This is a genomic window from Bacillus sp. GW823-FHT06A11, assembly GCF_058795355.1.
Genome location: NZ_JBXAHS010000007.1, coordinates 180,790 through 203,903 on the forward strand (window position 1 = coordinate 180,790; position 23,114 = coordinate 203,903).

The following is a 23,114-nucleotide window of genomic DNA, read 5'->3' on the forward strand; positions in this document are numbered from 1 at the left end:
ATGAGAGTATCAGTTGTTATTCCAGCGCACAATGAAGCGAGTACTTTATCACAAGTTTTAGTAGAAGTGGAGAAGCTCAAGCCTTACGAAATTATTGTAGTAGATAATGGCTCGACAGATGGAACGAAAGACATAGCGTTACAACATCATTGTCACGTGATTTATTATAAACATTCTCTTGGCAATGATGTTGGACGGGCTATTGGAGCTAGAGAAGCAAAAGGTGAAATTGTTTTGTTTTTAGATGGTGATATTGTTATTGATAGTAAAGAGTTACAACGTTTCGTGAAAGGAATTCGACAAGGGCATCAAATTGTTGTGAATAATTTAACATGGTCGGTTTATTTAAAGATGAGACCACATTATACGACAGTTGGAAAGTTCATGTTGAATCGTTATTTGAATAAAAAGGAGCTTGTTGTTGGATCTTTAATTGCAATTCCACATGCGATGAGCAGGGAAGTTATCGAGAAACTTGGGTGGTGGAATTTAGCAGATCCAGCACTATTTCAAGCGATAGCGATGTCTAGAGGAGTAGATATTGTTGATACGGCTTCGGTCGATGTAATTCACACAAATAAGGTTCGTCCTGTGCATACAGGAACATCACCTGGTTCTCCTTATCCGAAAGCGACTAGCCGTATTATGGGTGATCATTTACGTGCTTTGCAATATGTAATCGAAACATATGGTAAACGCGGCGGTTTTTCGGAGGGAAACAGGGATAGGGAGTTTATAGGGAACTATAAACCAGTTGTATTAAAGAAGGAAAAAGCGAAATATAGTGCGATTATACCAGTGTCAGAAGAAAAAATGACGATAAGATTTGTTATACAAGAAGTAAAAAAAGCAGGGGTAGATGAAATTATTGTTGTCGCGAATGGAGCAGATTTTGAGACTGTTAAACAGGCAAAGCTAGAGAATGTTATTGTTGTTGAATTCGGGGAGGCGCTTGGACATAATGTAGCACGAGCGATAGGTGCCATGCATGCTACGGCAGATATTTGTTTATTCGTTGATGGTGATTTTGTTATTCCAGCAAAAAAGCTCACTCCATTTTTGCAAGCTGTTGAAGATGGAAGTGACGTGGTTTTAAATGATTTACAATGCTTATTAGATATGTTTCATCCTGCAGATCCAATTAGTATGGGGAAATATTTTGTGAATTTAGTAGCGAAAAGACCGGATTTATGGAATAACTCATTAACGGCAGTACCACATGCTATGCATAAAAGGGTAATAGAGAAAATAGGATATGACTCGCTTGTTATTCCGCCATTAGCTCAAATGAAAGCTATTTTGGAGGTTTTTTCTATTACAGCAGTAGAATTTGTAGATGTTATAAAAACCAATCGGGTACGCCCGGAGCAACATGGATTTGTAAATGGACGTATTCCGGCATTTGACCGTATTTTCGGTGATCAACTTGAGGCGATTGCTTATCTATTACAATATACAGACGAACGTGGGAGTTTTACAGATGGAGATCGCGATAGAGACACTATTCAACAATTGAGAAAGGAAGAAAAGAATACAGATGAATGCTAGTAGTAAAGTAGCTATTATTGGATTAGGGTATGTTGGTCTTCCTTTGGCAGTCCATTTTGCAGAAAGAGGACATACCGTACTTGGATTAGATAAAGATACTAGAAAAATAGAATCGATTATAAAAGGAGAAAGTTATATTCCAGATGTTTCTTCTAAAGTGTTGCAAAGTTTATTGACTAAAAATAAATTAATAGTAAATACACCAGATAAAGGTATTACTGATTTCCAAAGTAGTGATTATGTTATTGTTACTGTTCCAACTCCAATTAATGAACGAAGAGAACCAGATTTAAGTGCCCTCATTTCAGCTTCGCATTATATACAACAAAATCTCCAAAAAGGACAAACCTTCATTTTTGAAAGTTCCACATATCCAGGCACACTTGAGGAAGTTATTATTCCTATTATTTCTCAAGCTGGCCAAAAGGTAGGAGAAGATTTCTATATCGGATATTCCCCTGAGAGAATTGATCCAGCAAATAGTCAATATTCAGTTCAATCTATTCCAAAAGTTATTAGTGGACAAACAGAAAAGTGTAAACAAAAAGTACAGGATTTATATAGTACCATTTTTGACGTAGTTGTACCTGTTAGTTCGCCGAAAGTAGCAGAGATGTGTAAGCTATTTGAAAATATTCAGCGCTTAGTTAACATCTCTTTAGTAAATGAGTTAAACACATTATGTGAAAGTTTAGGGATTGATTTTTATGAGGCCATTGAAGCGGCATCTACAAAACCTTTTGGATTTACTCCGTATTGGCCAGGACCAGGGATAGGGGGGCACTGTATTCCCGTAGACCCCTTATATTTTCAATGGAGAATAAAAAAGAATGGGGCAATTAGTCAATTAATTGAGGCGGCACATGTAATTAATGAAGAAATGCCAGAGAAAATAGTCCGGAAAGTAAAGGGTATGGTGCAATCACCCGGACTAGTTTTAATTGTAGGAATCGCATATAAGAAAGATGTAAATGATTTGAGAGAATCACCGGCTTTGCCAATTATTCAATTACTAATAAAAGAAGGATACGAGATAAAATACCATGATTCATATATTTCTTCCGCGGAAATTGGAGATAAGGTGTATCAATCTGTTGCTTTGGATGAACAAACAGTTAAAGAGGCAGGTTGTATTTTAATTTTAACTGACCACTCTAATATCGATTGGAAGCTTTTTAAAGGAATGAACCGAGTAATAGATACAAGGGGAATTATAAAGAAGGTGAGTGTATGAGTAAGAAATGTTTAATTACAGGTGGGGCCGGATTTATTGGATCTCATTTAGCTGAAGAGTTGGTGAGAAGGGGTTATAAAGTCACAATTGTGGATAACTTCTATAAAGGGAAAAATAAGTATCATAATGAGCTAATGAGAGAGATTCGAGTTATTCCAATAAGTGTTTTAGATAAAAATTCTATTTATGAATTAGTAAATCAACATGATGTAGTGTTTCATTTAGCAGCAATTTTAGGTGTTAAAACGACAATGGAAAAAAGTATAGAGCTCATTGAAACGAATTTTGACGGAACGAGAAATATTTTACAAGCAGCATTAAAAGGAAAGAAGAAAGTAGTTTTTGCATCTACTTCAGAAGTGTATGGTAAAGGCAAACCGCCTTTCTCTGAAGAAGGAGATCGATTGTATGGGGCAACTTCTAAAATTCGTTGGAGTTATGCAGTTTGTAAAACGTTAGAAGAAACATTATGTTTAGGATACGCATTAGAAGGCTTACCTGTAACGATTGTTCGTTATTTTAATATTTATGGTCCAAGAGCGAAAGATGGTCCATATGCAGGGGTAATCCCGCGATTTATCCGTGCAGCTTTGCAAGGAGAAGACATTCTCGTATATGGAGATGGAAAGCAGACACGTTGCTTTACGTATGTGAGTGATGCGGTAGAAGCAACAATTCGGGCAATGAATGAGAAGGTAAATGGTGAGATTATTAATATAGGTTCTGAGAACGAACAGAGTATAAAAGAAGTAGCAGAAACAATTAAAAAACTAACGAAATCTTCTTCGAAAATTGTACAAGTTCCTTTTGAGGAAGTATATCCACATGGCTTTGAAGAAATTCCGAATAGAAGGCCGAACGTAAAGAAGTTAAGAGAACTTGTTCAATTTCAAGCGACAGTAACGTGGGAACAAGGATTGAAAGAAACTATTAAATGGTTTCGTGAAGAAAACAATGGCTAAGTCGCTATCAGTTATTATTCCTGCAAGTAATGAAGTAGATACGATTTCAGACGTTATTCAATCGGTCAAACCGTTAAATCCAGTAGAGATTATTGTCATAGCAAATGGTTGTAATGATGGTACAGAAGAGGTTGCTAATCGGTTAGGTTGTAAAGTAATCAGGTATACAGAACTATTAGGAAACGATGTTGGGCGTGCAGTTGGCGCAAAACATGCGATAGGTGATGTATTACTATTTATAGATGGGGACTTTGCTATTCCAACTTCCAAATTACAATTGTTTCTTAATCCAATTTTACATGATCAGACTGACATCGTTTTAAATAATTTGGACGCATTGTTTTTAAAGAAACAAAAACCCCATTCCGTTACAGTGTGGCGTCAAATATTAAATGCAATGTTAGAGCGTGAAGAATTAAAGATAGATTCTTTATTATCTGTACCTCATGCGTTGACGAAAGAAGTCGTCCAAAGTATTGGATATGAATGTTTAGTTAATCCTATTGTAGCTCATTTACGTATAGCACAAAGTAAATGGAGAATTAACCGTCATTGTGCTATTGATGTTATTACGCCGAATAAATTTCGACCGATTGAACATGCTGCATATGGAACGAACCTTTCTCAATCTGAAAGACGAATGATAGGTGATCATATAGAAGCAGTTGCAGAACGAATAGTAAGCAGTGATATACGCGGGGGATATTATGATGGAAATAGGAAAAGGGATAGCGTCTATCATACTTTAAATTTCGAAGATTTTTATCAAGGATGGGGCGTTACATCCAATTTGTATAGAGAAAAGCAACTATCGGTTGTTATTCCTGTACAAAATGAAGAGAAAACAATTGGAAAGGTTATAGAAGAGCTTCGTAAAATTGAACCTTTTGAAATCATCGTTGTCGTAAATGGTTCGTCAGATAAAACAGCAACGATTGCAAAAGACAAAGGCGCAACAACCATTGTATATAAAGAAGCCCTTGGAAACGATGTAGGGCGTTCACTTGGAACTTATTTTGCAAAAGGAGAAATTGTGTTATTTATAGATGGTGATTTTGTTATTCCAGCTAGTGAACTATATCCTTTTGCAAAAGCTATTGCAGATGGAAAGGACGTCGCATTAAATGATTTAAATCATTATTTAGATTTAAGAGTACCACTTCATCTTGTAACTGCATTTAAGTATGCACTAAATTTAGCTTGTGATAGAAAGGATTTAGGGGTAGGCTCACTTATTGCGGTACCTAATGCATTTAGCCACAAGTGTTTGAAAGCAATTGGATACAAATCTTTATTGTCACCTTGTGTAGCACAGGTGAAGGCTCTTCTTTCTGGATTTGAAATTGCATGTGTATGTCGTGTTGAGGTTGATAAGATGAACCGTATTCGTCCCAGTGAACATTTTGCAAAAATAGGTCATCCTCCAGCTGTACTTCGAATTATAGGTGATCATATAGAAGGACTAGAGCAAATAATTGCATCAACAGACAATCGTGGCGGATTCTATGATGGCAATAGAAAAAGAGATGTTTTATAGAAGTAACAAAAAAAGTGTACAACATGTGTACACTTTTTTGTTCTGTTATAAAAACTATAACAGATTAGGAGATAAGAGTATTACAGCTCTACAATGGGTATTGTTCTTATATTACAAAATAGGACTCGTATATAAGGATACCAAAAAAATACAATTAAGGAAAGGGTTAATTTTAAAGACTTTTAAATGAAGTTAACACTATATATATAGTAGTTTGCTCAACATTTCACAAACATGTCACAACTATTTCGTTCACTTTCGTAAAAAAGTAGTATTCTAAGTGTGTAAGCTGTTATATAAAAAATCTTAGTCCTGTACTAATCAAAAATGGAGGAGATTAGGATGACTCAAGTATTAGAAAATGTTAAAAACGCATGGGAAAACTTTAAAGGTGAAAAATGGAAAGCAGAGATTGATGTTCGCGATTTCATTTTAAATAATGTAAACGTTTTCGAAGGAGACGAATCTTTCTTAGCAGAAGCAACTGAAGCAACGAAACAACTTTGGGATCAAGTAATGGATTTAACAACAAAAGAACGTGAAAACGGTGGCGTTCTTGATATGGATACAAAAATTGTTTCTTCTATTACATCACATGACCCAGGATACTTAAATAAAGATATTGAAAAAGTAGTCGGTTTCCAAACTGATAAACCATTTAAACGTTCTTTACAACCATATGGTGGTATTCGTATGGCAGAACAAGCTTGTGAATCTTATGGATACGAAATGGACAAAGAACTTAGTCGTATTTTTAGAGATTGGAGAAAGACTCATAACCAAGGTGTATTTGATGCTTATACACCAGAAATGAGAAATGCACGTAAATCAGGTGTTATTACTGGTCTTCCAGATGCATACGGTCGTGGACGCATTATCGGTGACTATCGACGCGTAGCATTATATGGTATTGATCATTTAATTGAAGCGAAAAAAGCTGATTTGAATTTAACTGGTGGTGTAATGAGCGAAGATACAATGCGTTTACGCGAAGAGTTATCTGAGCAAATGCGTGCACTTCAAGAACTAAAACAAATGGCTGCTTCTCATGGTTTCGATATTTCTAAACCAGCAACAAATGCACAAGAAGCATTCCAGTGGTTATACTTCGCATATCTTGCAGCGATTAAAGAGCAAAACGGAGCTGCAATGAGTCTTGGACGTACTTCTACATTCTTAGATATTTACATTGAAAGAGATTTAGCAAATGGTACTTTAACAGAAGAAGAAGTACAAGAAATTGTAGATCACTTCATTATGAAATTACGTCTTGTGAAATTCGCAAGAACACCTGATTATAATGAATTATTCTCTGGTGACCCAACTTGGGTAACTGAATCTATCGGTGGTATGGCATTAGATGGTCGTCCATTAGTAACAAAGAACTCATTCCGTTTCTTGCATACATTAGATAATTTAGGACCAGCTCCAGAACCGAATTTGACAGTTCTTTGGTCTAAACAATTACCAGAGAACTTTAAAAACTACTGTGCGAAAATGTCCATCAAAACATCAGCAATTCAATATGAAAATGATGACATTATGCGTGCTGATTACGGCGATGATTACGGAATTGCTTGTTGTGTATCTGCAATGAGAATCGGTAAGCAAATGCAGTTCTTCGGAGCTCGTGCAAACTTAGCGAAAGCATTATTATATGCAATTAACGGTGGTAAAGATGAAAAATCAAAAGCACAAGTTGGTCCGGAGTACGCACCAATTACTTCTGAAGTACTAAATTACGAAGAAGTTATGCATAAGTTTGATATGACAATGGAATGGTTAGCGGGTCTATATTTAAACACATTAAATGTTATCCATTATATGCATGATAAATATAGTTATGAACGTATTGAAATGGCACTTCATGATACAAATGTTCTTCGTACAATGGCAACAGGTATCGCGGGTCTATCTGTAGTAGCAGACTCATTAAGTGCAATTAAATACGCACAAGTAAAACCAATCCGTGATGAAAATGGTATTGCAGTCGACTTCGAAATTGAAGGGGACTTCCCTAAATACGGTAACAATGATGATCGTGTAGATGAGATCGCTGTAAATCTCGTGAAAACATTTATGAATAAACTGCGTAAACATAAAACATATCGTAATTCCGTTCATACAATGTCAATTTTAACTATTACATCTAACGTTGTATACGGTAAGAAAACTGGTAACACTCCAGATGGACGCCGTACTGGAGAACCATTTGCACCAGGTGCAAATCCAATGCATGGACGTGATACAAAAGGTGCATTAGCTTCATTATTATCTGTAGCTAAATTACCATATGAAGATGCACAAGATGGTATTTCTAATACATTCTCTATTATTCCAAAAGCACTTGGTAAAGAAGATGATGTACAAGTACGTAACTTAGTATCTATGCTTGATGGCTATGCAGTAAAAGAAGGCCATCACTTAAATATTAACGTATTTAATCGTGAAACATTAATGGATGCAATGGAACATCCTGAGAAATATCCACAATTAACAATTCGCGTATCTGGTTACGCTGTAAACTTTATTAAATTAACTCGTGAACAACAAATTGATGTAATTAACCGTACAATGCATGAAAGCATGTAAATGAAAAAAGTGTCCCTTCGCTTTTAATACATAGCGAAGGGAGGCTGTTTCAATAAAGGAGGAAGTAACATGGTAAAAGGAAGAATACATTCTGTAGAGTCTTGTGGTACTGTTGATGGCCCAGGGATTCGTTATGTCATATTTACACAAGGGTGTTTATTACGTTGCCAATATTGTCATAATGCTGATACGTGGGAAATCGGTAAAGGTAAAGAAATAACAGTTGAAGAAGTGATGCAGGATGTGACATGTTACCTTCCATTTATTGAAGCCTCCGGAGGCGGTATAACAGTTAGCGGTGGAGAGCCATTATTACAGCTAGACTTTTTAATTGAGTTGTTTAAAAAGTGTAAAGAGGCTGGTATCCATACAACAATCGACTCTTCTGGTGGGTGTTATTCTGAGGAACCAGAATTCCAAAATAAGCTAGATATTTTAATGGATTATACAGATTTAGTTTTATTGGATTTGAAACATATCGATTCCAAAAAGCATCGTAAATTAACAGGGAAACCAAATGAACATATTTTACAATTTGCTCGTTATTTATCGGATAAGAATAAAGCGATTTGGGTACGACACGTATTAGTTCCTGGTGTTACGGATAATGAAGAGGATCTACAAAAACTATCTAGCTTTATTCAAAGTCTGTCTAATGTTCAAAAAGTTGAAGTGTTACCATATCATAAGCTTGGTGTATATAAATGGGAGGCGCTTGGACACAAGTACCCACTCGCAAATGTAGAACCACCTACTGAGAAAAATGTAGAACATGCTAAACATATTTTACAAGCGGTCTAATCCAAATATTGGATTAGGCTTTTTGCTTTCTTTACAATAAAATCTAGAGTATATATTGATAAAAGAGTATACTGAAAGTAGAATATCCATAATTTTGTACGGACTAAGTGGATAAATTTACATAATTGTAAAGGGAAATCAAAATAGTAAAAAGAATTAAGAAGTAAAAGAGTGAGTATCATGGAATAGAGAAGATTTGTAAGTTATTGCGAAAGCTCTTATAGGAAAGTATAATGTAAAGATATGAGCACAGATAGGATTAAGGGGTCAATCTTATATGCTTTGCATATCCACGACAGGTACATAGCTGAAAAGGGAATTATTAGAATCTGTTTATGTAATTTTTAAGGAAAATGTTTTTCCTATTGTCGTATATGCAATATGGAGAAACAAAAAGCTAGGAGTGGATTTGTTTGATAAAAAACCCCAAGGTTTTAATATTAACTGCACATTACGGTAATGGTCATGTGCAAGTAGCAAAAACATTAGAACAAACATTTCGCCAAAAAGGAATTGAAGATGTTATTGTATGCGACTTGTTTGGAGAATCACATCCATTTATAACTGACATTACAAAATATCTATATTTAAAAAGTTATACAATAGGAAAAGAATTATATCGTTTGTTTTATTACGGGGTAGAAAAAATTTATGATAAGAAAATAGCATCTTGGTATGCGAACTTTGGAAGAAAACGTTTGAAAACACTGTTACAGGTGGAGAAACCTGATATTGTAATTAATACATTTCCAATTATTGCTGTACCAGAATTGAAAAAACAAACGGGGATTTCAATTCCTGTCTATAACGTATTAACGGATTTTTGCGTGCACAAAATATGGATTCATCGAGAAGTAGATCGTTATTTTGTTGCAACGGATCACGTGAAAGAATTGATGGTTGATATCGGTGTACCTGCGGAACAAATTGTTGAAACAGGAATTCCAATTCGGAGTAGTTTTGAGTTAAAGGTAAATTCAGACATCATATATAATAAATATCAGTTATGTAAGAATAAAAAGATTTTACTAATTGTAGCAGGTGCTCATGGGGTATTAGGAAATGTAAAAGAACTATGCCAATCATTTATGTCAGTGCCTAATTTACAAGTAGTTGTCGTTTGTGGAAAAAATGAAGCTTTAAAACATGATTTATTAAGTTTACAGAAGCAAAATTCCGATGCATTAAAAGTGTTTGGGTATGTTGAAAATATTGATGAATTATTCCGAGTTACTTCTTGTATGATTACGAAGCCAGGCGGAATAACATTAAGTGAAGCAGCAGCGTTGCAAGTACCTGTCATTTTATATAAGCCTGTTCCAGGACAAGAAAATGAAAATGCGATGTACTTTGAAAAAAAAGGAGCAGCAGTTGTCATTCGCGATGATAGTGAGGTTTTCGCAAAAACAGAGGCATTATTACAAGATGATGTGAAGCTTCTTCAAATGAAAGAAGCAATGAAAAGCATCTATCTTCCAGAGCCAGCTGGTCATATTGTAGATGCAATTTTGGCAGAAAATCATGCAGAACCGCGTCATATACCTATTAAATCACCTGCTCTTGCACAATCTTTTACTTAATATGAAACCCTCTTTGTATATGTAAAGAGGGTTCTTTATTATTTTTAAAGAAAATTTAGCCAGTTATCCACAAAGTAATTGCGCTTTCATTAAACAGTAAAGTCGGAATATTAACAACTATATCCACATTGTCCACAATTTTTAGAAAAATATCCACAATTAAAACAGCTGATATATGCTTTAATATAGAAAAATATTAAGTGTTTTTGAAAATTACTAACAATTGCATCAGTTTTGTGGATAAAGTTGTCCACAGCAAAAAGGCCCCTTATGCATAAGCATAAGGGGTCTTTTTGCTTACTTCTATCAGTCGAGAAAATTATGTAATGAAAATGAATAATTAGGGGGGAAACTTCTAATTATTCATTTTCACTTTAAATGCTTTTCGAGCGATATCCTGCTGCACGATCTGCTTTTTGAAATTCGCGTTGATAGAGAACTTCTTGTGTACTAGATAATGTGTTTTTTACTTTATCACGTTTCTTTTTATCCATTACAAATCACCTCGTGTCTTAAAGTTACTATTTATCGTTTCCAAAGACATGAGGGGATATACGCATATGGAAAATGTTAATGATTGATTATCATTTCAGAAAATTTAGATTATGCTTCTTTTAATTGATGAGCATCTTGGAAGGTTGTATCTCGCATTGTAGCAAGTGTGTATTGATCTTTTGGAATTTCATATAAGTTATATACTTCTTCGTTTGCGTTAATTTCATCATATACGGCTTTTCTTGTTTCGTTTGCTAGATTCACATATTGCAGTTTTTCTGCAGCTTTAATAGAACGAATATTTATTTTACGAATACGCATGAAAATTGTTTCAATATCTAATTCGTAGAAAAGTTCACTAAAAAATGAATCTTTTGCCAATTTATTATAGCCTTTTCCATGATATGGTTTGCCAAGCCATGTCCCGAGAAATCCAGCTTTTTCTTGCACATCAAATAAAGTAATTGTTCCGATAGGGTTACCCCATTCATCTAAAATTGTGCGTGAAATTAATTCACCACGCTCTTCAGCTTCAATCGTTTGTTTCGTTAAGAATAAATATTCTTCATAAGAATAAGCCTTTTGACGCACAAAAGGGAAGACAGCTGGATCCACCATTAACTCGTATAGAACGTGGCTGTCGTGTAAGTCGCGTTTTTTCAACATACTAACTCCTCCTCACACGAGGGTAGCATGACGAAAAAACACCCCACCCTCGAAATTTTTATATCAATCTTTAAAAAATTTCGGGGTGGGAATCGAACCCACTAGAACCAGTTTCTAACGCTGGTGGCGCACCATTTGCCTTCCCCATTCATCAATTTGAAAATGATAATCACGACACAAATTGATTATGGTTTCATTCAGTTTATAATCGTATAATACTTTATCTAGTCAAAAAAATAAACTAGTTTTTTTTATTTTTTTTGTAAATTATTTTTCCATCAATCATAGTTAGTACAGGCTTGGCTAAATAATGGAAAGGATGATGAGTCCATAACACGAGATCGGCGTCTTTTCCAACCTCGATGCTTCCAATTCTATCCTCTAACCGCAAATTTCGCGCTGGGAATATGGTGATTCCTTCTAGTGCTGTTTTCTCGTCTAACCCTTCTCTTACTGCGACAGCAGCACAAATATTTAAATACTGAATGGGTGTATAAGGATGGTCTGTTGTTATAGAAACTTCCACACCATTTTTGGATAATATATGGTAAGTATCCCATGTCTTGTTTTTTAGTTCGATTTTAGAACGGCGTGTCAGAGTGGGACCAACTGAAACTTTCAAATTGTGTTTCGAAAGCTCTTCAACAAGAAAGTGTCCTTCTGTACAATGTTCAATACGTAGATCGAGGTTGAATTCCGTTGCAAAGCGTAGCGCAGAACTAATATCATCTGCTCGATGGGCGTGGATACGTACGGGTATTTCACGACGTAATGCTTTTAAAATAGGAAGCATTCGAAAATCAGCTTCGTGCCCGTAGTGTTGTGCTTCATAGAATGATTCCCGAAGTAACCCCATAATCCCCATACGTGTTATGGATTCTTTTGTTCCATTACTATGGACTTTTTTAGGGTTTTCTCCAAAGGCAATCTTTAAACCAGCAGGTTCTTGAATAATCATATGATCAATACAAGTTCCAGCTGTTTTTATTACACAAGTAGTACCCCCGATAATATTTTGACTGCCAGGCATAACGTGAACGGTTGTAATTCCATTTTGTACAGCGTCTTGAAAGGCGATATCGAGAGGATGGATTCCATCTAAAGAACGAATATGTGGTGTTGAAACTTCAGATGTTTCATTGGCATCATTTCCAGCCCAACCAGTACCTTCATCATAGAGACCAAGGTGAGTATGGACATCAATAAAGCCAGGTAAGAGATGGAGTGCTCGTGCATCTATAACGGTCATATCTTGAGTAGGTTGAATAAAAGGTTTGACCTCGGTAATTCGCTCTCCTGTAACGAGTACATCACCTTGAAACTTTGGAGATGTAATAGGGTATACAATGGCTTGTTTGAGCAATATTTTCATAGGTACCTCATTTCTGTTACTTTATAATGCTAATGGAAGTTAAGGGAAAGTAACTGAAAGGTTATTTGTATGGTAATGCTTCGGATCCTAGAAAATGAAAGTTTTAAAAGGGCCCATGTAAAATTGTGTTTTAGAAGTACTACATTGTATGCGAAAGTATATTTTGTAATGCATGGTCTATTGCCGGAAATGTGTATTGGTATCCATGTTTAATTGCTTTACTAGGTAATACATGTTGCCCTTCTAGTACAAGTATGCTCATCTCACCTAATAAGGCGTGAAGCATAAATGAAGGGACAGGCAGCCAATGTGGTTTTCTCGTTGCAGCAGCGATGGTCTTTCCAAATTCCTTCATTCTTATAGGTGTTGGTGCTGTCATATTAAGAGGACCATCAATTTCTTTTTTGTGTATGATGAAATCCATCATACGAACGACATCGTCTATATGAATCCATGATAACCATTGTTTCCCAGAACCAATGGTGCCGCCGATATAGAATTGATAGGGAAGTAACATTTTTGGCAAGGCTCCGCCATCTGCACCTAATACAACGCCAAATCTTGTGTAAATTGTTCTTATTCCGAGAGAACATGCTTTAGCTGCTTCTTGTTCCCATAAAAATACTGTTTCTGCTAAAAAGTCATTTCCAGGCGTTTCTTGTTGCTCAGTAAAAGACTTTACTTCAGATGTTCCGTAGTATCCAATAGCACTTGCATTAATAAATGTATGTGGTTTTTTATGGAGTGCCTGCAATTGTTTAATGAGTCCTTTTGTTGTTTGAATTCTACTGTTTAAAATGGCTTTCTTTTGTTTCTTTGTCCATCTACTATTAATAGACTCTCCGGCTAGATTAATAACTACATCAATAGAAGAGAGGGGGAAGGTTTGTAAATCTGGTGTCCATTGAACATACTGAAGTTTAGGGTCGGAAGTTTCAGTAGTTTTTTTTCGTGTGAGGATGTAAACAGTATATCCTTTTTGAACAAAAAAAGTAGAAAGATATTTACCGATAAAGCCTGTACCACCAGAAATTGCGATTTTCACAAGTATTTCCTCCTCATTATATATATTCTTGAAAAGAAAAAATGTTCCTCGACTATGTTAAAATAATAGAGAGGTGAGAGTATGGCTGTCATTACAAAAATAGAAGTACAAAAACGATCGAAAGAACGATTTAATATTTATATTGATAAAGGCCAAGGTGAAGAGTACGGGTTTAGTGTGGATCAAGTAATCTTAATGAAACATGGATTACAAAAAGGCTTAGAAATTGATGAAATAGAGTTAGGAAATATTTTGTACAATGAAGAGGTACAAAAAGCATATTTACAAGCAATCTCCTATTTATCCTATCAAATGAGAACAAAACAAGAAATAGAAGATTTTTTACGAAAAAAAGAAGTGGGACAGGCCATCATCTCTGAAGTCGTTTCGAAATTATTACATGACCGATATATTAATGATAAAGAGTACGCTGTTTTATATACGCGAACGCAAAGTAATGTGAATCGAAAAGGTCCAACTGTTATTAAAAGAGAGTTGTTAAATAAAGGTGTTCAAGATTTACTTATTATGCACAGTTTACAAGAATATCCGAAGGAAAAGCAAATTGAGAATGCCTTGTTTCTCATAGAAAAGAAGAAAAAATCTTATCAAAAGCATTCTTTTTTACAAATGAAGCTAAAGTTAGATGAGATGCTTGTTCGAAAAGGATATTCTAGAGAAGTAATTCAAATTTGTTTGGAAGAATTGAAAGACGAAAGAGATGACGAAAAGCAACAAGAAGCGTTACACTATCATGGGAATAAATATTATGAGAAATATAAGAAGCATGATGGATGGACATTTGAAAACAAGATGAAGCAAGCGTTATATAGAAAAGGATTCTCTATTGATGAAATTGAGATATTTTTGCAAATGAAACGCGAAGAGGAATGAGGAGAATAAGATGAATATGCCAAAACGCTACAGTGAAATGACACCGCATGAGCTAAGGGAAGAAATTGGCGCTTTGAAGGAGCAAGCAGTAAAAGCTGAGCAGCTTGGGATTGTCAATGAATTTGATGTATTAATGAGAAAAATGGCAATGGCTCGTGCTTATATGACGGATATAAACAAGTTCCGTATTGGTGAAATATATGAATTAGTAGAAGAACCTGGTGTATTATTTAAAATTACGTATTTCAATGGGGTATTTGCTTGGGGATATAAGCAAAATGATAATGAAGAGATTGGCATACCAATTTCCTTATTGCAAGAAAAATAAAAACCAGAGAGCACATATCTCTCTGGTTTTCATCTTTGGTAGGCGTTAAAGGAGATAGGAGATTCTAAAATTGGCGTTTTTTACATTCATTTGCCAATATAATGAGAGACTGGGTTTGTTGCGTCTGTCCGTTAACTTGCGCTTTCGCATGTTTTGGACGAGTCCACGTATGGTTAAATAATTCAGAACGACTATCTAAGCGATCACGGTAGCTCATCTTTATCACCTCGTGTAGGAAGTTAATTTAATTTGTACTACTCTTCCTGCTGATTTGCAGCACGCATACGTTCTTGTGGGTGCGTGTTAATTGTGCCGTTAGGTCGCTTTGAAGCGAAGCGTGATTTCGCTTTCGGCTGACCGTCGATTTTGCTGTTGTTTTTTGACTCAGACCAAAATTCGGCTTGTTTACCCATTGCGAACGCCCTCCTCCTCATCAGTTGATACCTCTTTAAGAAGTATCACTTATAGAATGTGCAAAACAGAAGAAACTATCCTTTAGAAATGAAGGGATAAATAGGTAAAAGGAGATTAGAACATGAATGATATTTATGAAGCATTAACGAAAGAATTATTAGACAAGAATGACAAGCTTTCTTACGGACAAGCTCGTGCATGGGTTGAATTACTTTGGGAAGATTTTCAAACAACTTATGCAAAATCAGGGCGTTATCAAGGTGAGGAAATGACTGAGCAAGTGGTACGATCATGGATTAATAATCATGGTGTACGCCTTCATGAAATGCGTACAAACAATCCGAAGTATAGTCATTTAATTAATCAAGAAGATCATTTGAAACATTAAAAAAAGCGACTTGAGTCGCTTTTTTTAATGTGGAAGTAATTCCAGTTTTTTTCGAAGTTTTTCTTCACTAAAAATCCATCCTGTATAGGAACTAATAATATTTAAATTATGGTCGAGCTGAACAATCGCGACAAATGGATAATAATCTTTACTTCGATACCGTAAATCAATGAATCGTACTTCGTAATAATGATCATGATCAAAAATATCCCAGCGATATACAGGAGAGAAAGATAGGAAGGCTGAGATGTTTTCATCTTGTTTAGCTGCTCGCATAATATCATTGTCTGGGAACGGTACCCGATCGAACTTGTCATATATCATGATGTTACCACGGTGCCATCTCGCAACGTAGTAATAATCAGCTGTAACGACTGCTAAATGATAATGATAAAATCGGTAAGAAGGAGAAATGATAATCTTTTCGACATTTTTGAAACGTTTGTGTACAACGCTTCTTATATTTCTGTGCATCATAATTCGTCCGATATAGTAAACAATCATTAATATATATGCTGCTAAGGCAGTGTATCCTTTATGAGAACCGACGAGCATGCAAGCAATTGCAAGTATATGGATAAAGAAAATTACGGTATCGAATGTATTAATCACGCCGAGTGCGACCCATTTTTTTGTGAAAGGCCGTAATGCTTGTGTACCATAGGCGTTGAAAATATCTACAAAGACGTGAAGGAAGACTGCAATAAATGACCAAAGTAGTAGATGAAGATATGGAGCGTCTGAAAAGAAGGCGAAAGAGATGCCACTTATAAGGAATGACCAAAGAATTACCGCGGGAATGGAATGAGTAACTCCGCGATGATTTCTTATATATTTAGCGTTATTACGCAATTTTAAAACTGTGTCAATGTCAGGAATGTTGGAACCAGCAATTGTAGCAAGCATAACAGCTTGTGGGCCAATATCACTTTGTGCTATGGCTGGGTCTAATGTTGCTAAGCTACCTAAAGTGATACCCATAACAAGGTGAGTGGCTGTGTCCATAGAAATCCACCTCCGTTTTTTATTAATGTAACTCTTTTTATTCGATACCTCAAGTCCTTTGCCTTCAATTTCCTATGTCATCTTACTTAAATTTTTTCCTAAAATCTTTATAATAGTACTTATATGCAAAAAAATGAGGGGGATCAAGTTTGACACTTGAAATACTAAAAAATTTTAATATAGAGCAGTTTCAAAATGATTTAATTGGTTGGTTTGAAGAAGAACAGCGCGACTTACCGTGGAGAAAGAATAAAGATCCATACCGCGTTTGGGTTTCTGAAATTATGTTACAGCAAACAAGAGTAGAAGCTGTAAAACCATATTACGCAAATTTTATGGGGAAGTTTCCTACACTTGAAGCGTTAGCGAACGCAGATGATGAAGAAGTATTAAAAGCATGGGAAGGTTTAGGGTATTATTCTAGAGCACGTAATTTACACGCGGCTGTAAAAGAGGTAAAAGAAGTATATGGCGGAATAGTACCGAGTGATGTAAAGAAAATTGAAAAGTTAAAAGGAGTAGGACCATATACAAAAGGTGCTATTTTAAGTATCGCATATGGTATACCAGAGCCAGCAGTTGACGGAAATGTTATGCGTGTATTATCTCGCATTTTATCAGTATGGGATGACATTGCAAAACCAAAGACTAGAAAAGTGTTTGAAGAGATTGTGCGTGAAATTATTTCGAAAGAAAATCCATCTTATTTTAATCAAGGTTTGATGGAGTTAGGTGCATTGATTTGCATTCCAAAAAATCCATCTTGCTTACTTTGTCCTGTACGTGAGCATTGCAGAGGATATGCTGAAGGTGTTCAAAAAGAACTACCAGTAAAAAGTAAAGCGAAAGCTCCTACAATGGTACCGCTTGTTGCAGGAGTACTTCAAACTGAAGATGGTCGTTACGTTATTAATAAACGTCCAAGTAGCGGATTATTAGCTAATATGTGGGAGTTTCCGAATATTGAACTTGGCGAAGGGATTCGAAGTCAGAAAGAACAGCTTATAGATTATATGAAAGAAAAGTTTGAGCTTTCGATTTCTATTGATGAGTACGCAATGAATGTACAACATACATTTACTCATCGTACTTGGGATATATTTGTATTTTACGGAAAAGTAACCGGTGATATTGTTGAAACAGATACATTGAAACTTGTATCGAAAGAAGCATTTGAGCAGTTACCTTTCTCTAAATCGCATCGTACGATTTATGAGAGTTGTGTTGAGAAAATTACAATGCAATAAACAAAAAAGTGTTCCCTAAATTGGGAACACTTTTTTAATCGTAAGAAATTTTTGTCCCATGAGTCCAACTGGCATCACCTTCTTGTAAGCCGCCCCTTGATTCGATCTCTATTACAATTTCTTTATAAATACTTTGCCCTTCCGCATTTAAATAGGGCAAAATCTGTTGTAATGAATGATGAAAATAAGCTAATTCATCTTCTTTCCATTCGTTTTTTGAAAGCATCGTTAGTTCAGTCATATCGCGTCCTATATACATATTTCCACCTCCATTTTCTATAGTTTGAATGAGTAACAAGAGATATATGCGGAATTTTTTTAAAAGAAAATTACGGATAGCTTCTAGTTGAATTGGTTACATTATTGATTGTGGAGGTGAGAAAGATGAGTAAAAAACAACAAGGTTATAACAAGGCAACTTCTGGTGCTAGCATTCAAAGTACAAATGCTAGTTATGGTACAGAGTTTGCAACTGAAACAAATGTACAAGCAGTAAAACAAGCAAACGCACAATCAGAAGCAAAGAAAGCACAAGCTTCTGGTGCACAAAGTGCAAACGCTAGTTATGGTACAGAATTTGCAACTGAAACAGACGTGCATGCTGTGAAAAAACAAAATGCTAAGTCAGCTGCAAAACAATCACAATCTTCTAGTTCAAACGAGTAATGAAAGAAAAACACTTCTCCAATTCGAGAGAAGTGTTTTCTTTGTGTGCGGGTCATTGTAATGAAAAGAAAGTGAACGACATAACTTCTAATAAGTCAACAAATGTTGTCAAAGGAGAAGGAAGTTAAAGATTAGAAATATGTAATTAGGAATAATAACTGATGAAGAAATCCAAAAGGGGGTAAGTAATGAACGATTTTGATAAGTTGGTGGGAGAACAATTGGAAACGATGGATGAGCTGTTAAAATTGCAATCACACTTAGAGAAGTATCAACAAATTGAAATGAATGAAAAAGATACGTGCGATAAAAAAGAACTGCATTTTATCCGTCAGGAAATATATAGAACAGAAGTAGCGTTGAAGATGTTACATGAGAAATTTGAAGAACAAACGAATAGTGTAATCCAATCTTTTACAACTGAAAAAATGATTTCAAATTTAGGATAAGATATATTATTGCCTTCAGGTGAAAAGTCCTTCAAATAGAGAGGGGCTTTTTCTATTACATGTCCTCGTTTATAAATAATACAGTACAATCCTTGTGTTCTGAGAAGATTGGGTATTATTGTATTCAACGATAAACCTCCTGCATATTCAGTGTGGAAAATAGAGTCTTATCCCTTTAGTTTTAAAATTTTGACAAAAAAGTTATAATAGAAGAAAAGTGAATGCCGTTCAAAGGGCATTTGCAGTTGAAAGAAGGGAGCATATATGGGATTTCCCAAAGAAGGAGAAAAAGTACAAATACATAGTTATAAACATAATGGCTCCATTCATAGAATGTGGGAAGAAACAACAATTTTAAAAGGGACACAGAGTCTTGTGATCGGAGCGAATGATCGTACAGTAGTTACAGAATCGGATGGCCGAACATGGATTACGCGTGAACCAGCAATTTGTTATTTTCATGCCAACTATTGGTTTAATGTGATTGGGATGCTTAGGGAAGAGGGCGTATATTATTATTGTAATTTAAGCTCCCCTTTTGCGTATGATTCTGAAGCATTAAAGTATATTGATTATGATTTAGATATTAAAGTGTATCCAGATATGACATATACGCTTCTAGATGAAGATGAGTATGAAAAACATAGTCAAATTATGCAGTATCCACCTGTTATCGATACAATTTTAAAACGAAATGTAGCACATTTAACACAGTGGATTCATCAAAGAAAAGGTCCGTTCGCACCAGACTTCGTAGATATGTGGTATGAACGATATTTAATGTACAGAAATTAAAACAAACCTGCAGGGGGCTTCCCGGCAGGTTTGTCCTATTAGAGGGGGGATTATGTGCAGGGCATAAAAAGATATTTACAATTTGTTAAACCATATCGATGGCTTATCGCTATTACAATTATTATTGGACTAGTTAAGTTTGGTATCCCACTTATTATGCCGTGGTTATTAAAGTATATTATCGATGATGTAATTCAAGGCGGAGGTTCACTTCAAGATAAAACATCTCAATTAATAACAGCGATTGGAATTGCTTTTTTTATTTTTGCGGTATTAAGACCACCGATTGAATATTATCGTCAATATTTCGCGCAGCGTATCGCAAATACAATACTGTATGATTTGCGGAAGTATATTTTTGGTCACTTACAAAAATTAAGTTTACGTTATTACTCCAATACAAAAACAGGAGAGATTATTTCGCGTGTCATCCATGATGTAGAACAAACGAAGGATTTTGTAATTACTGGTTTGATGAACGTCTGGTTAGATACTGCAACAATTGCTATTGCCATCATTGTTATGTTTTCTATGAATATAAAATTAACATTTGTTGCGTTATTGATTTTACCTATTTATGTAATTGCAGTGAAATATTTTTTCGGACGTCTTCGGAAATTGACGAAAGAGCGTTCACAAGCGTTAGCGACGATGCAAGGATATTTGCATGAACGTATTCAAGGAATGCAAGTGACACGTAGCTTTGCGTTAGAAGAGTATGAGGGGAAGCAGTTTGAAAAAAGAAATAATGAATTTTTAACGAAAGCATTAACCCATACAAGTTGGACGGCGAGAACATTCTCGGCAGTAAATACGTTAACAGATTTAGGTCCATTACTTGTGATTGGTTTTGCAGCATATGAAGTAATTCAAGGGCAGTTAACGCTAGGGACGATGGTAGCTTTTGTTGGATATATGGATAGTTTATATAGTCCGCTTCGCCGCCTTGTTAATTCATCTACAACATTAACACAATCTTTTGCATCGATGGACCGTGTGTTTGAACTGTTAGATGAAAAATACGATATTGTTAATGTGCCAAATGCGGTACAAACGAAAAAATTAAATGGAGAAATTGTATTTGATAATGTTTCTTTTCGTTATAATGCAGATGAAAAAGAGATATTACACAACTTGTCATTAACTATGCAGCCTGGAGAGAAAGTAGCGCTTGTAGGAGCGAGTGGGGGAGGAAAGTCATCTCTTGCTAGTTTGATCCCGCGTTTCTATGATGTTTCTGAGGGAGCGGTTTATGTAGATGGGATAGATGTAAGAAAGTATAATATGAGAAATTTACGTAGTAATATTGGAATTGTACTGCAAGATAATTTATTGTTTAGCGATACAATTGGAGCAAATATATTATATGGAAATCCGAAAGCTACAGAGCAAGAAGTGATTGCAGCTGCCAAAGCTGCGCAAATTCATGATTTTATTATAGACTTACCAGATGGTTATAATACTGTCGTTGGAGAACGTGGTGTAAAGCTATCGGGCGGGCAAAGACAACGTGTGGCAATTGCACGAGTGTTTCTAAAGAATCCGTCGGTACTTATATTAGATGAAGCAACTTCGGCATTGGATTTAGAAAATGAAAGGTATATTCAAGAGGCGCTTCAGACGTTAGCTGCTGACAGGACGACGATTATAATCGCACATCGATTAGCGACGATTACGCATGTTGATACGATTATTTACATTGAAGACGGTGAGATTAAAGAGACTGGTTCTCATGAAGAGTTAATGCGAAAAAAAGGATTTTATTACAATTTATATCAACTTCAACATATAACAGAAACAGCTCCTTTAGCATAAAAGGAGCTGTTTTTTTATTCGTCTTCTTTTTTATCATCGATTTGGAGTTCTTTTTCTGGTTTATGGTATGTGTAGAAGCTATCTACAAGTAAATCTAAATGCTCTACTTCTTCACTATAGTTAATAATGGAAGAAATAAGAGGGAAGAGATGTAGCCATGTTTTATATGCTTCTTCATCGTCCTTATTTTGATATTCCATAAAGATATCAATTAATTCTTGTTTACCTGTTTCAACTTCATCAAGCATCTCAACAGATTGTTGTTTTTTTGCTTTACCAATAAATTTTAATAAAACTTGTTCATGATAATGCGTTAATGAGTCAAGTTCGTTTTGTATAGATTCCTGAAACTCTTCCGGCATGTAACGCAGTTCGTTTTCAGTACGGTGTAATGATTTTAACGTACTTAAAGCACGGCTTGTTGTCGCTAACATTTGTCTGAATAAAACGAGCTTACGAATTTTTGCGAACTTTACTTTTTTCGTGTAGCTTCTTTCTTCTTTATACAGCAAATAGTAATGGTTTAATTTGATCATTTTTTCTTTCATACGATCAATATCAGTTTTTAGCGTTGTAAAATCAGAAGCTTGCCTGCTATTCATTCGAATCCATTTTACAATTTCTTCTGTATTATCAACGATACGATGATAAAGTTTTGTTTCATATTTCGGCGGCATAAATACTAAATTTACAAGTGAAGCCGCAATAATACCAATCATAATCGTCGCAAAGCGAAGTAAGGCAAAACTAAAGAAATCTTCGCCTTGATACTCCATAATGGCGATAACTGTTACTAAAGCAATTGATATTGTGTTTTCTAATCGTAATTGCAGTGTAAGAGCAATTACTAATATACATGTTAATCCAATAATAAAAGGATTATGTCCAAAAGCAGTAGCAAATGCGATAGCAAATATCGCACCGATTACATTTGCTTGAATTTGTTCAAGTGCGGTTAAATAAGAACGGTATACAGACGGTTGAACAGCAAAGATAGCTGAAATTCCCGCAAATACCGGACTCGGTAATTGAAGTAAAATACAAGCAAATAAAGCTAACGTGATGGCAATACCCGTTTTTAAAATGCGAGCACCAAGTTTCATACCCTTAATAAGATCCTTTCTCTTGTCATAATGAATGTACAACATGATACTATACATTCATTACAATATGTTAGCAAGTGATATTTTAGTGACGTTAAAAGAAATTAGTATTCATTTTATCGCGCTAATTGTGAACAGTAAGATTCCCGCCTCTAAATTCAGTAGCTGGATGCCGGTA

25 protein-coding genes are annotated in these 23,114 nt (G+C 35.3%); 16 read left to right on the forward strand and 9 right to left on the reverse strand.

The window, feature by feature from the left end; genetic code table 11:
- The 8 genes from AC1Q8L_RS25685 (at position 1) to AC1Q8L_RS25720 (ending at position 10,254) form a co-directional block, all read left to right on the forward strand.
- Positions 1–1,548 (forward strand): glycosyltransferase family 2 protein, encoded by a 1,548-nt coding sequence (locus AC1Q8L_RS25685; RefSeq protein WP_025118422.1) that lies wholly within the window; start codon positions 1–3, stop codon positions 1,546–1,548.
- A complete protein-coding gene (locus AC1Q8L_RS25690; RefSeq protein WP_000994262.1) occupies positions 1,538–2,782 on the forward strand; it encodes a nucleotide sugar dehydrogenase in 1,245 nt (414 codons plus the stop codon). Before AC1Q8L_RS25685 ends, AC1Q8L_RS25690 begins: the two co-directional genes overlap by 11 nt.
- On the forward strand, positions 2,779–3,744 hold the full coding sequence (locus tag AC1Q8L_RS25695) for a UDP-N-acetyl-alpha-D-glucosaminuronate decarboxylase (protein ID WP_098311791.1): 966 nt from the start codon (positions 2,779–2,781) through the stop codon (positions 3,742–3,744). The genes AC1Q8L_RS25690 and AC1Q8L_RS25695 overlap by 4 nt, the downstream gene beginning before the upstream one ends.
- Positions 3,737–5,281, forward strand: a complete 1,545-nt coding sequence (locus AC1Q8L_RS25700; protein WP_001130009.1) for a glycosyltransferase family 2 protein — start codon at positions 3,737–3,739, stop codon at positions 5,279–5,281. The genes AC1Q8L_RS25695 and AC1Q8L_RS25700 overlap by 8 nt, the downstream gene beginning before the upstream one ends.
- The gene (locus AC1Q8L_RS25705; RefSeq protein ID WP_002094217.1) at positions 5,250–5,471 is read left to right on the forward strand and encodes a hypothetical protein; all 222 of its coding nucleotides are present in this window, start codon (positions 5,250–5,252) and stop codon (positions 5,469–5,471) included. Before AC1Q8L_RS25700 ends, AC1Q8L_RS25705 begins: the two co-directional genes overlap by 32 nt.
- A 152-nt stretch (positions 5,472–5,623) precedes the next feature.
- Entirely contained in the window at positions 5,624–7,873 is a 2,250-nt protein-coding gene (gene pflB, locus AC1Q8L_RS25710) for a formate C-acetyltransferase (RefSeq protein WP_000195468.1), read from the forward strand.
- 69 nt (positions 7,874–7,942) lie between these two features.
- Complete coding sequence (gene pflA, locus AC1Q8L_RS25715) at positions 7,943–8,674, forward strand: pyruvate formate-lyase-activating protein (RefSeq protein WP_000238463.1); 732 nt, start codon at positions 7,943–7,945, stop codon at positions 8,672–8,674.
- A 413-nt stretch (positions 8,675–9,087) separates the two neighbouring features.
- Positions 9,088–10,254: a diglucosyl diacylglycerol synthase gene (locus tag AC1Q8L_RS25720; RefSeq protein WP_000594694.1), complete on the forward strand. Its 1,167-nt coding sequence runs from the start codon at positions 9,088–9,090 to the stop codon at positions 10,252–10,254.
- 374 nt (positions 10,255–10,628) lie between these two features.
- On the opposite strand, the gene AC1Q8L_RS25725 is transcribed toward AC1Q8L_RS25720, so the two are convergent.
- From AC1Q8L_RS25725 to AC1Q8L_RS25740, 4 genes are all read right to left on the reverse strand, one after another.
- The gene (locus AC1Q8L_RS25725; protein ID WP_000358489.1) at positions 10,629–10,748 is read right to left on the reverse strand and encodes a YfhE family protein; all 120 of its coding nucleotides are present in this window, start codon (positions 10,746–10,748) and stop codon (positions 10,629–10,631) included.
- A gap of 109 nt (positions 10,749–10,857) precedes the next feature.
- Positions 10,858–11,415: a GNAT family N-acetyltransferase gene (locus AC1Q8L_RS25730; RefSeq protein WP_000914737.1), complete on the reverse strand. Its 558-nt coding sequence runs from the start codon at positions 11,413–11,415 to the stop codon at positions 10,858–10,860.
- A 241-nt stretch (positions 11,416–11,656) separates the two neighbouring features.
- Positions 11,657–12,787 carry an amidohydrolase gene (locus AC1Q8L_RS25735; protein WP_000698297.1) on the reverse strand — a complete coding sequence of 377 codons (1,131 nt, stop codon included), beginning with the start codon at positions 12,785–12,787 and terminating at the stop codon, positions 11,657–11,659.
- A 139-nt stretch (positions 12,788–12,926) separates the two neighbouring features.
- Entirely contained in the window at positions 12,927–13,832 is a 906-nt protein-coding gene (locus AC1Q8L_RS25740; RefSeq protein ID WP_098311792.1) for a TIGR01777 family oxidoreductase, read from the reverse strand.
- An 81-nt stretch (positions 13,833–13,913) separates the two neighbouring features.
- Here AC1Q8L_RS25740 and recX point away from each other — a divergent pair, with 81 nt between their 5' ends.
- Both recX and AC1Q8L_RS25750 read left to right on the forward strand, forming a co-directional pair.
- A complete protein-coding gene (gene recX / locus AC1Q8L_RS25745) occupies positions 13,914–14,726 on the forward strand; it encodes a recombination regulator RecX (RefSeq protein WP_000268513.1) in 813 nt (270 codons plus the stop codon).
- Between the two features lie 10 nt (positions 14,727–14,736).
- A complete protein-coding gene (locus AC1Q8L_RS25750) occupies positions 14,737–15,054 on the forward strand; it encodes a YfhH family protein (RefSeq protein WP_001057023.1) in 318 nt (105 codons plus the stop codon).
- A gap of 64 nt (positions 15,055–15,118) precedes the next feature.
- Here the strand turns inward: AC1Q8L_RS25750 and AC1Q8L_RS25755 are convergent, their stop codons facing one another.
- Complete coding sequence (locus AC1Q8L_RS25755) at positions 15,119–15,271, reverse strand: YpzG family protein (RefSeq protein WP_000122093.1); 153 nt, start codon at positions 15,269–15,271, stop codon at positions 15,119–15,121.
- Positions 15,272–15,308: 37 nt separating this feature from the next.
- A complete protein-coding gene (locus AC1Q8L_RS25760) occupies positions 15,309–15,467 on the reverse strand; it encodes a small, acid-soluble spore protein K (RefSeq protein WP_000517891.1) in 159 nt (52 codons plus the stop codon).
- A 122-nt stretch (positions 15,468–15,589) separates the two neighbouring features.
- Between AC1Q8L_RS25760 and AC1Q8L_RS25765 the strand changes: the two genes are divergently transcribed.
- Positions 15,590–15,856, forward strand: coding sequence for a YfhJ family protein (locus AC1Q8L_RS25765; RefSeq protein WP_000998159.1), 267 nt, complete (start codon positions 15,590–15,592; stop codon positions 15,854–15,856).
- A gap of 24 nt (positions 15,857–15,880) precedes the next feature.
- Here AC1Q8L_RS25765 and AC1Q8L_RS25770 read toward each other — a convergent pair whose 3' ends face one another.
- Positions 15,881–16,861 carry a metal-dependent hydrolase gene (locus tag AC1Q8L_RS25770; RefSeq protein ID WP_000379115.1) on the reverse strand — a complete coding sequence of 327 codons (981 nt, stop codon included), beginning with the start codon at positions 16,859–16,861 and terminating at the stop codon, positions 15,881–15,883.
- 149 nt (positions 16,862–17,010) lie between these two features.
- Here AC1Q8L_RS25770 and mutY point away from each other — a divergent pair, with 149 nt between their 5' ends.
- Positions 17,011–18,108, forward strand: coding sequence for an A/G-specific adenine glycosylase (mutY, locus tag AC1Q8L_RS25775; protein WP_000171381.1), 1,098 nt, complete (start codon positions 17,011–17,013; stop codon positions 18,106–18,108).
- 34 nt (positions 18,109–18,142) lie between these two features.
- Here the strand turns inward: mutY and yfhS are convergent, their stop codons facing one another.
- Positions 18,143–18,367 carry a mother cell protein YfhS gene (yfhS, locus tag AC1Q8L_RS25780; RefSeq protein ID WP_000275439.1) on the reverse strand — a complete coding sequence of 75 codons (225 nt, stop codon included), beginning with the start codon at positions 18,365–18,367 and terminating at the stop codon, positions 18,143–18,145.
- Between the two features lie 125 nt (positions 18,368–18,492).
- On the opposite strand from yfhS, the gene AC1Q8L_RS25785 reads away from it, so the two are divergent.
- The 4 genes from AC1Q8L_RS25785 to AC1Q8L_RS25800 all read left to right on the forward strand — a co-directional run bounded on the left by AC1Q8L_RS25785 (position 18,493) and on the right by AC1Q8L_RS25800 (position 21,833).
- Positions 18,493–18,774, forward strand: a complete 282-nt coding sequence (locus AC1Q8L_RS25785; RefSeq protein WP_000039034.1) for a gamma-type small acid-soluble spore protein — start codon at positions 18,493–18,495, stop codon at positions 18,772–18,774.
- A 188-nt stretch (positions 18,775–18,962) separates the two neighbouring features.
- Complete coding sequence (locus AC1Q8L_RS25790; RefSeq protein WP_000997586.1) at positions 18,963–19,223, forward strand: YgaB family protein; 261 nt, start codon at positions 18,963–18,965, stop codon at positions 19,221–19,223.
- Between the two features lie 264 nt (positions 19,224–19,487).
- On the forward strand, positions 19,488–20,018 hold the full coding sequence (ntdP, locus tag AC1Q8L_RS25795; protein WP_000506627.1) for a nucleoside tri-diphosphate phosphatase: 531 nt from the start codon (positions 19,488–19,490) through the stop codon (positions 20,016–20,018).
- Between the two features lie 54 nt (positions 20,019–20,072).
- Entirely contained in the window at positions 20,073–21,833 is a 1,761-nt protein-coding gene (locus AC1Q8L_RS25800) for an ABC transporter ATP-binding protein (protein WP_001161604.1), read from the forward strand.
- A gap of 14 nt (positions 21,834–21,847) precedes the next feature.
- On the opposite strand, the gene AC1Q8L_RS25805 is transcribed toward AC1Q8L_RS25800, so the two are convergent.
- Positions 21,848–22,936 carry an aromatic acid exporter family protein gene (locus tag AC1Q8L_RS25805; protein WP_000765787.1) on the reverse strand — a complete coding sequence of 363 codons (1,089 nt, stop codon included), beginning with the start codon at positions 22,934–22,936 and terminating at the stop codon, positions 21,848–21,850.
- Positions 22,937–23,114 lie beyond the last annotated feature (178 nt).

Coding starts and splice junctions, on each gene's coding strand:
- pflA (WP_000238463.1), top strand. CDS start 7,943: ATGGTAAAAGGAAGAATACATTCTGTAGAGTCTTGTGGTACTGTTGAT.
- AC1Q8L_RS25785 (WP_000039034.1), top strand. CDS start 18,493: ATGAGTAAAAAACAACAAGGTTATAACAAGGCAACTTCTGGTGCTAGC.
- AC1Q8L_RS25770 (WP_000379115.1), bottom strand. CDS start 16,861: ATGGACACAGCCACTCACCTTGTTATGGGTATCACTTTAGGTAGCTTA.
- AC1Q8L_RS25750 (WP_001057023.1), top strand. CDS start 14,737: ATGAATATGCCAAAACGCTACAGTGAAATGACACCGCATGAGCTAAGG.
- yfhS (WP_000275439.1), bottom strand. CDS start 18,367: ATGTATATAGGACGCGATATGACTGAACTAACGATGCTTTCAAAAAAC.
- pflB (WP_000195468.1), top strand. CDS start 5,624: ATGACTCAAGTATTAGAAAATGTTAAAAACGCATGGGAAAACTTTAAA.
- AC1Q8L_RS25730 (WP_000914737.1), bottom strand. CDS start 11,415: ATGTTGAAAAAACGCGACTTACACGACAGCCACGTTCTATACGAGTTA.
- AC1Q8L_RS25685 (WP_025118422.1), top strand. CDS start 1: ATGAGAGTATCAGTTGTTATTCCAGCGCACAATGAAGCGAGTACTTTA.
- AC1Q8L_RS25760 (WP_000517891.1), bottom strand. CDS start 15,467: ATGGGTAAACAAGCCGAATTTTGGTCTGAGTCAAAAAACAACAGCAAA.
- AC1Q8L_RS25765 (WP_000998159.1), top strand. CDS start 15,590: ATGAATGATATTTATGAAGCATTAACGAAAGAATTATTAGACAAGAAT.
- AC1Q8L_RS25805 (WP_000765787.1), bottom strand. CDS start 22,936: ATGAAACTTGGTGCTCGCATTTTAAAAACGGGTATTGCCATCACGTTA.
- AC1Q8L_RS25695 (WP_098311791.1), top strand. CDS start 2,779: ATGAGTAAGAAATGTTTAATTACAGGTGGGGCCGGATTTATTGGATCT.
- AC1Q8L_RS25700 (WP_001130009.1), top strand. CDS start 3,737: ATGGCTAAGTCGCTATCAGTTATTATTCCTGCAAGTAATGAAGTAGAT.
- ntdP (WP_000506627.1), top strand. CDS start 19,488: ATGGGATTTCCCAAAGAAGGAGAAAAAGTACAAATACATAGTTATAAA.
- AC1Q8L_RS25755 (WP_000122093.1), bottom strand. CDS start 15,271: ATGAGCTACCGTGATCGCTTAGATAGTCGTTCTGAATTATTTAACCAT.
- recX (WP_000268513.1), top strand. CDS start 13,914: ATGGCTGTCATTACAAAAATAGAAGTACAAAAACGATCGAAAGAACGA.
- AC1Q8L_RS25735 (WP_000698297.1), bottom strand. CDS start 12,787: ATGAAAATATTGCTCAAACAAGCCATTGTATACCCTATTACATCTCCA.
- AC1Q8L_RS25690 (WP_000994262.1), top strand. CDS start 1,538: ATGAATGCTAGTAGTAAAGTAGCTATTATTGGATTAGGGTATGTTGGT.
- AC1Q8L_RS25705 (WP_002094217.1), top strand. CDS start 5,250: ATGATGGCAATAGAAAAAGAGATGTTTTATAGAAGTAACAAAAAAAGT.
- AC1Q8L_RS25725 (WP_000358489.1), bottom strand. CDS start 10,748: ATGGATAAAAAGAAACGTGATAAAGTAAAAAACACATTATCTAGTACA.
- AC1Q8L_RS25790 (WP_000997586.1), top strand. CDS start 18,963: ATGAACGATTTTGATAAGTTGGTGGGAGAACAATTGGAAACGATGGAT.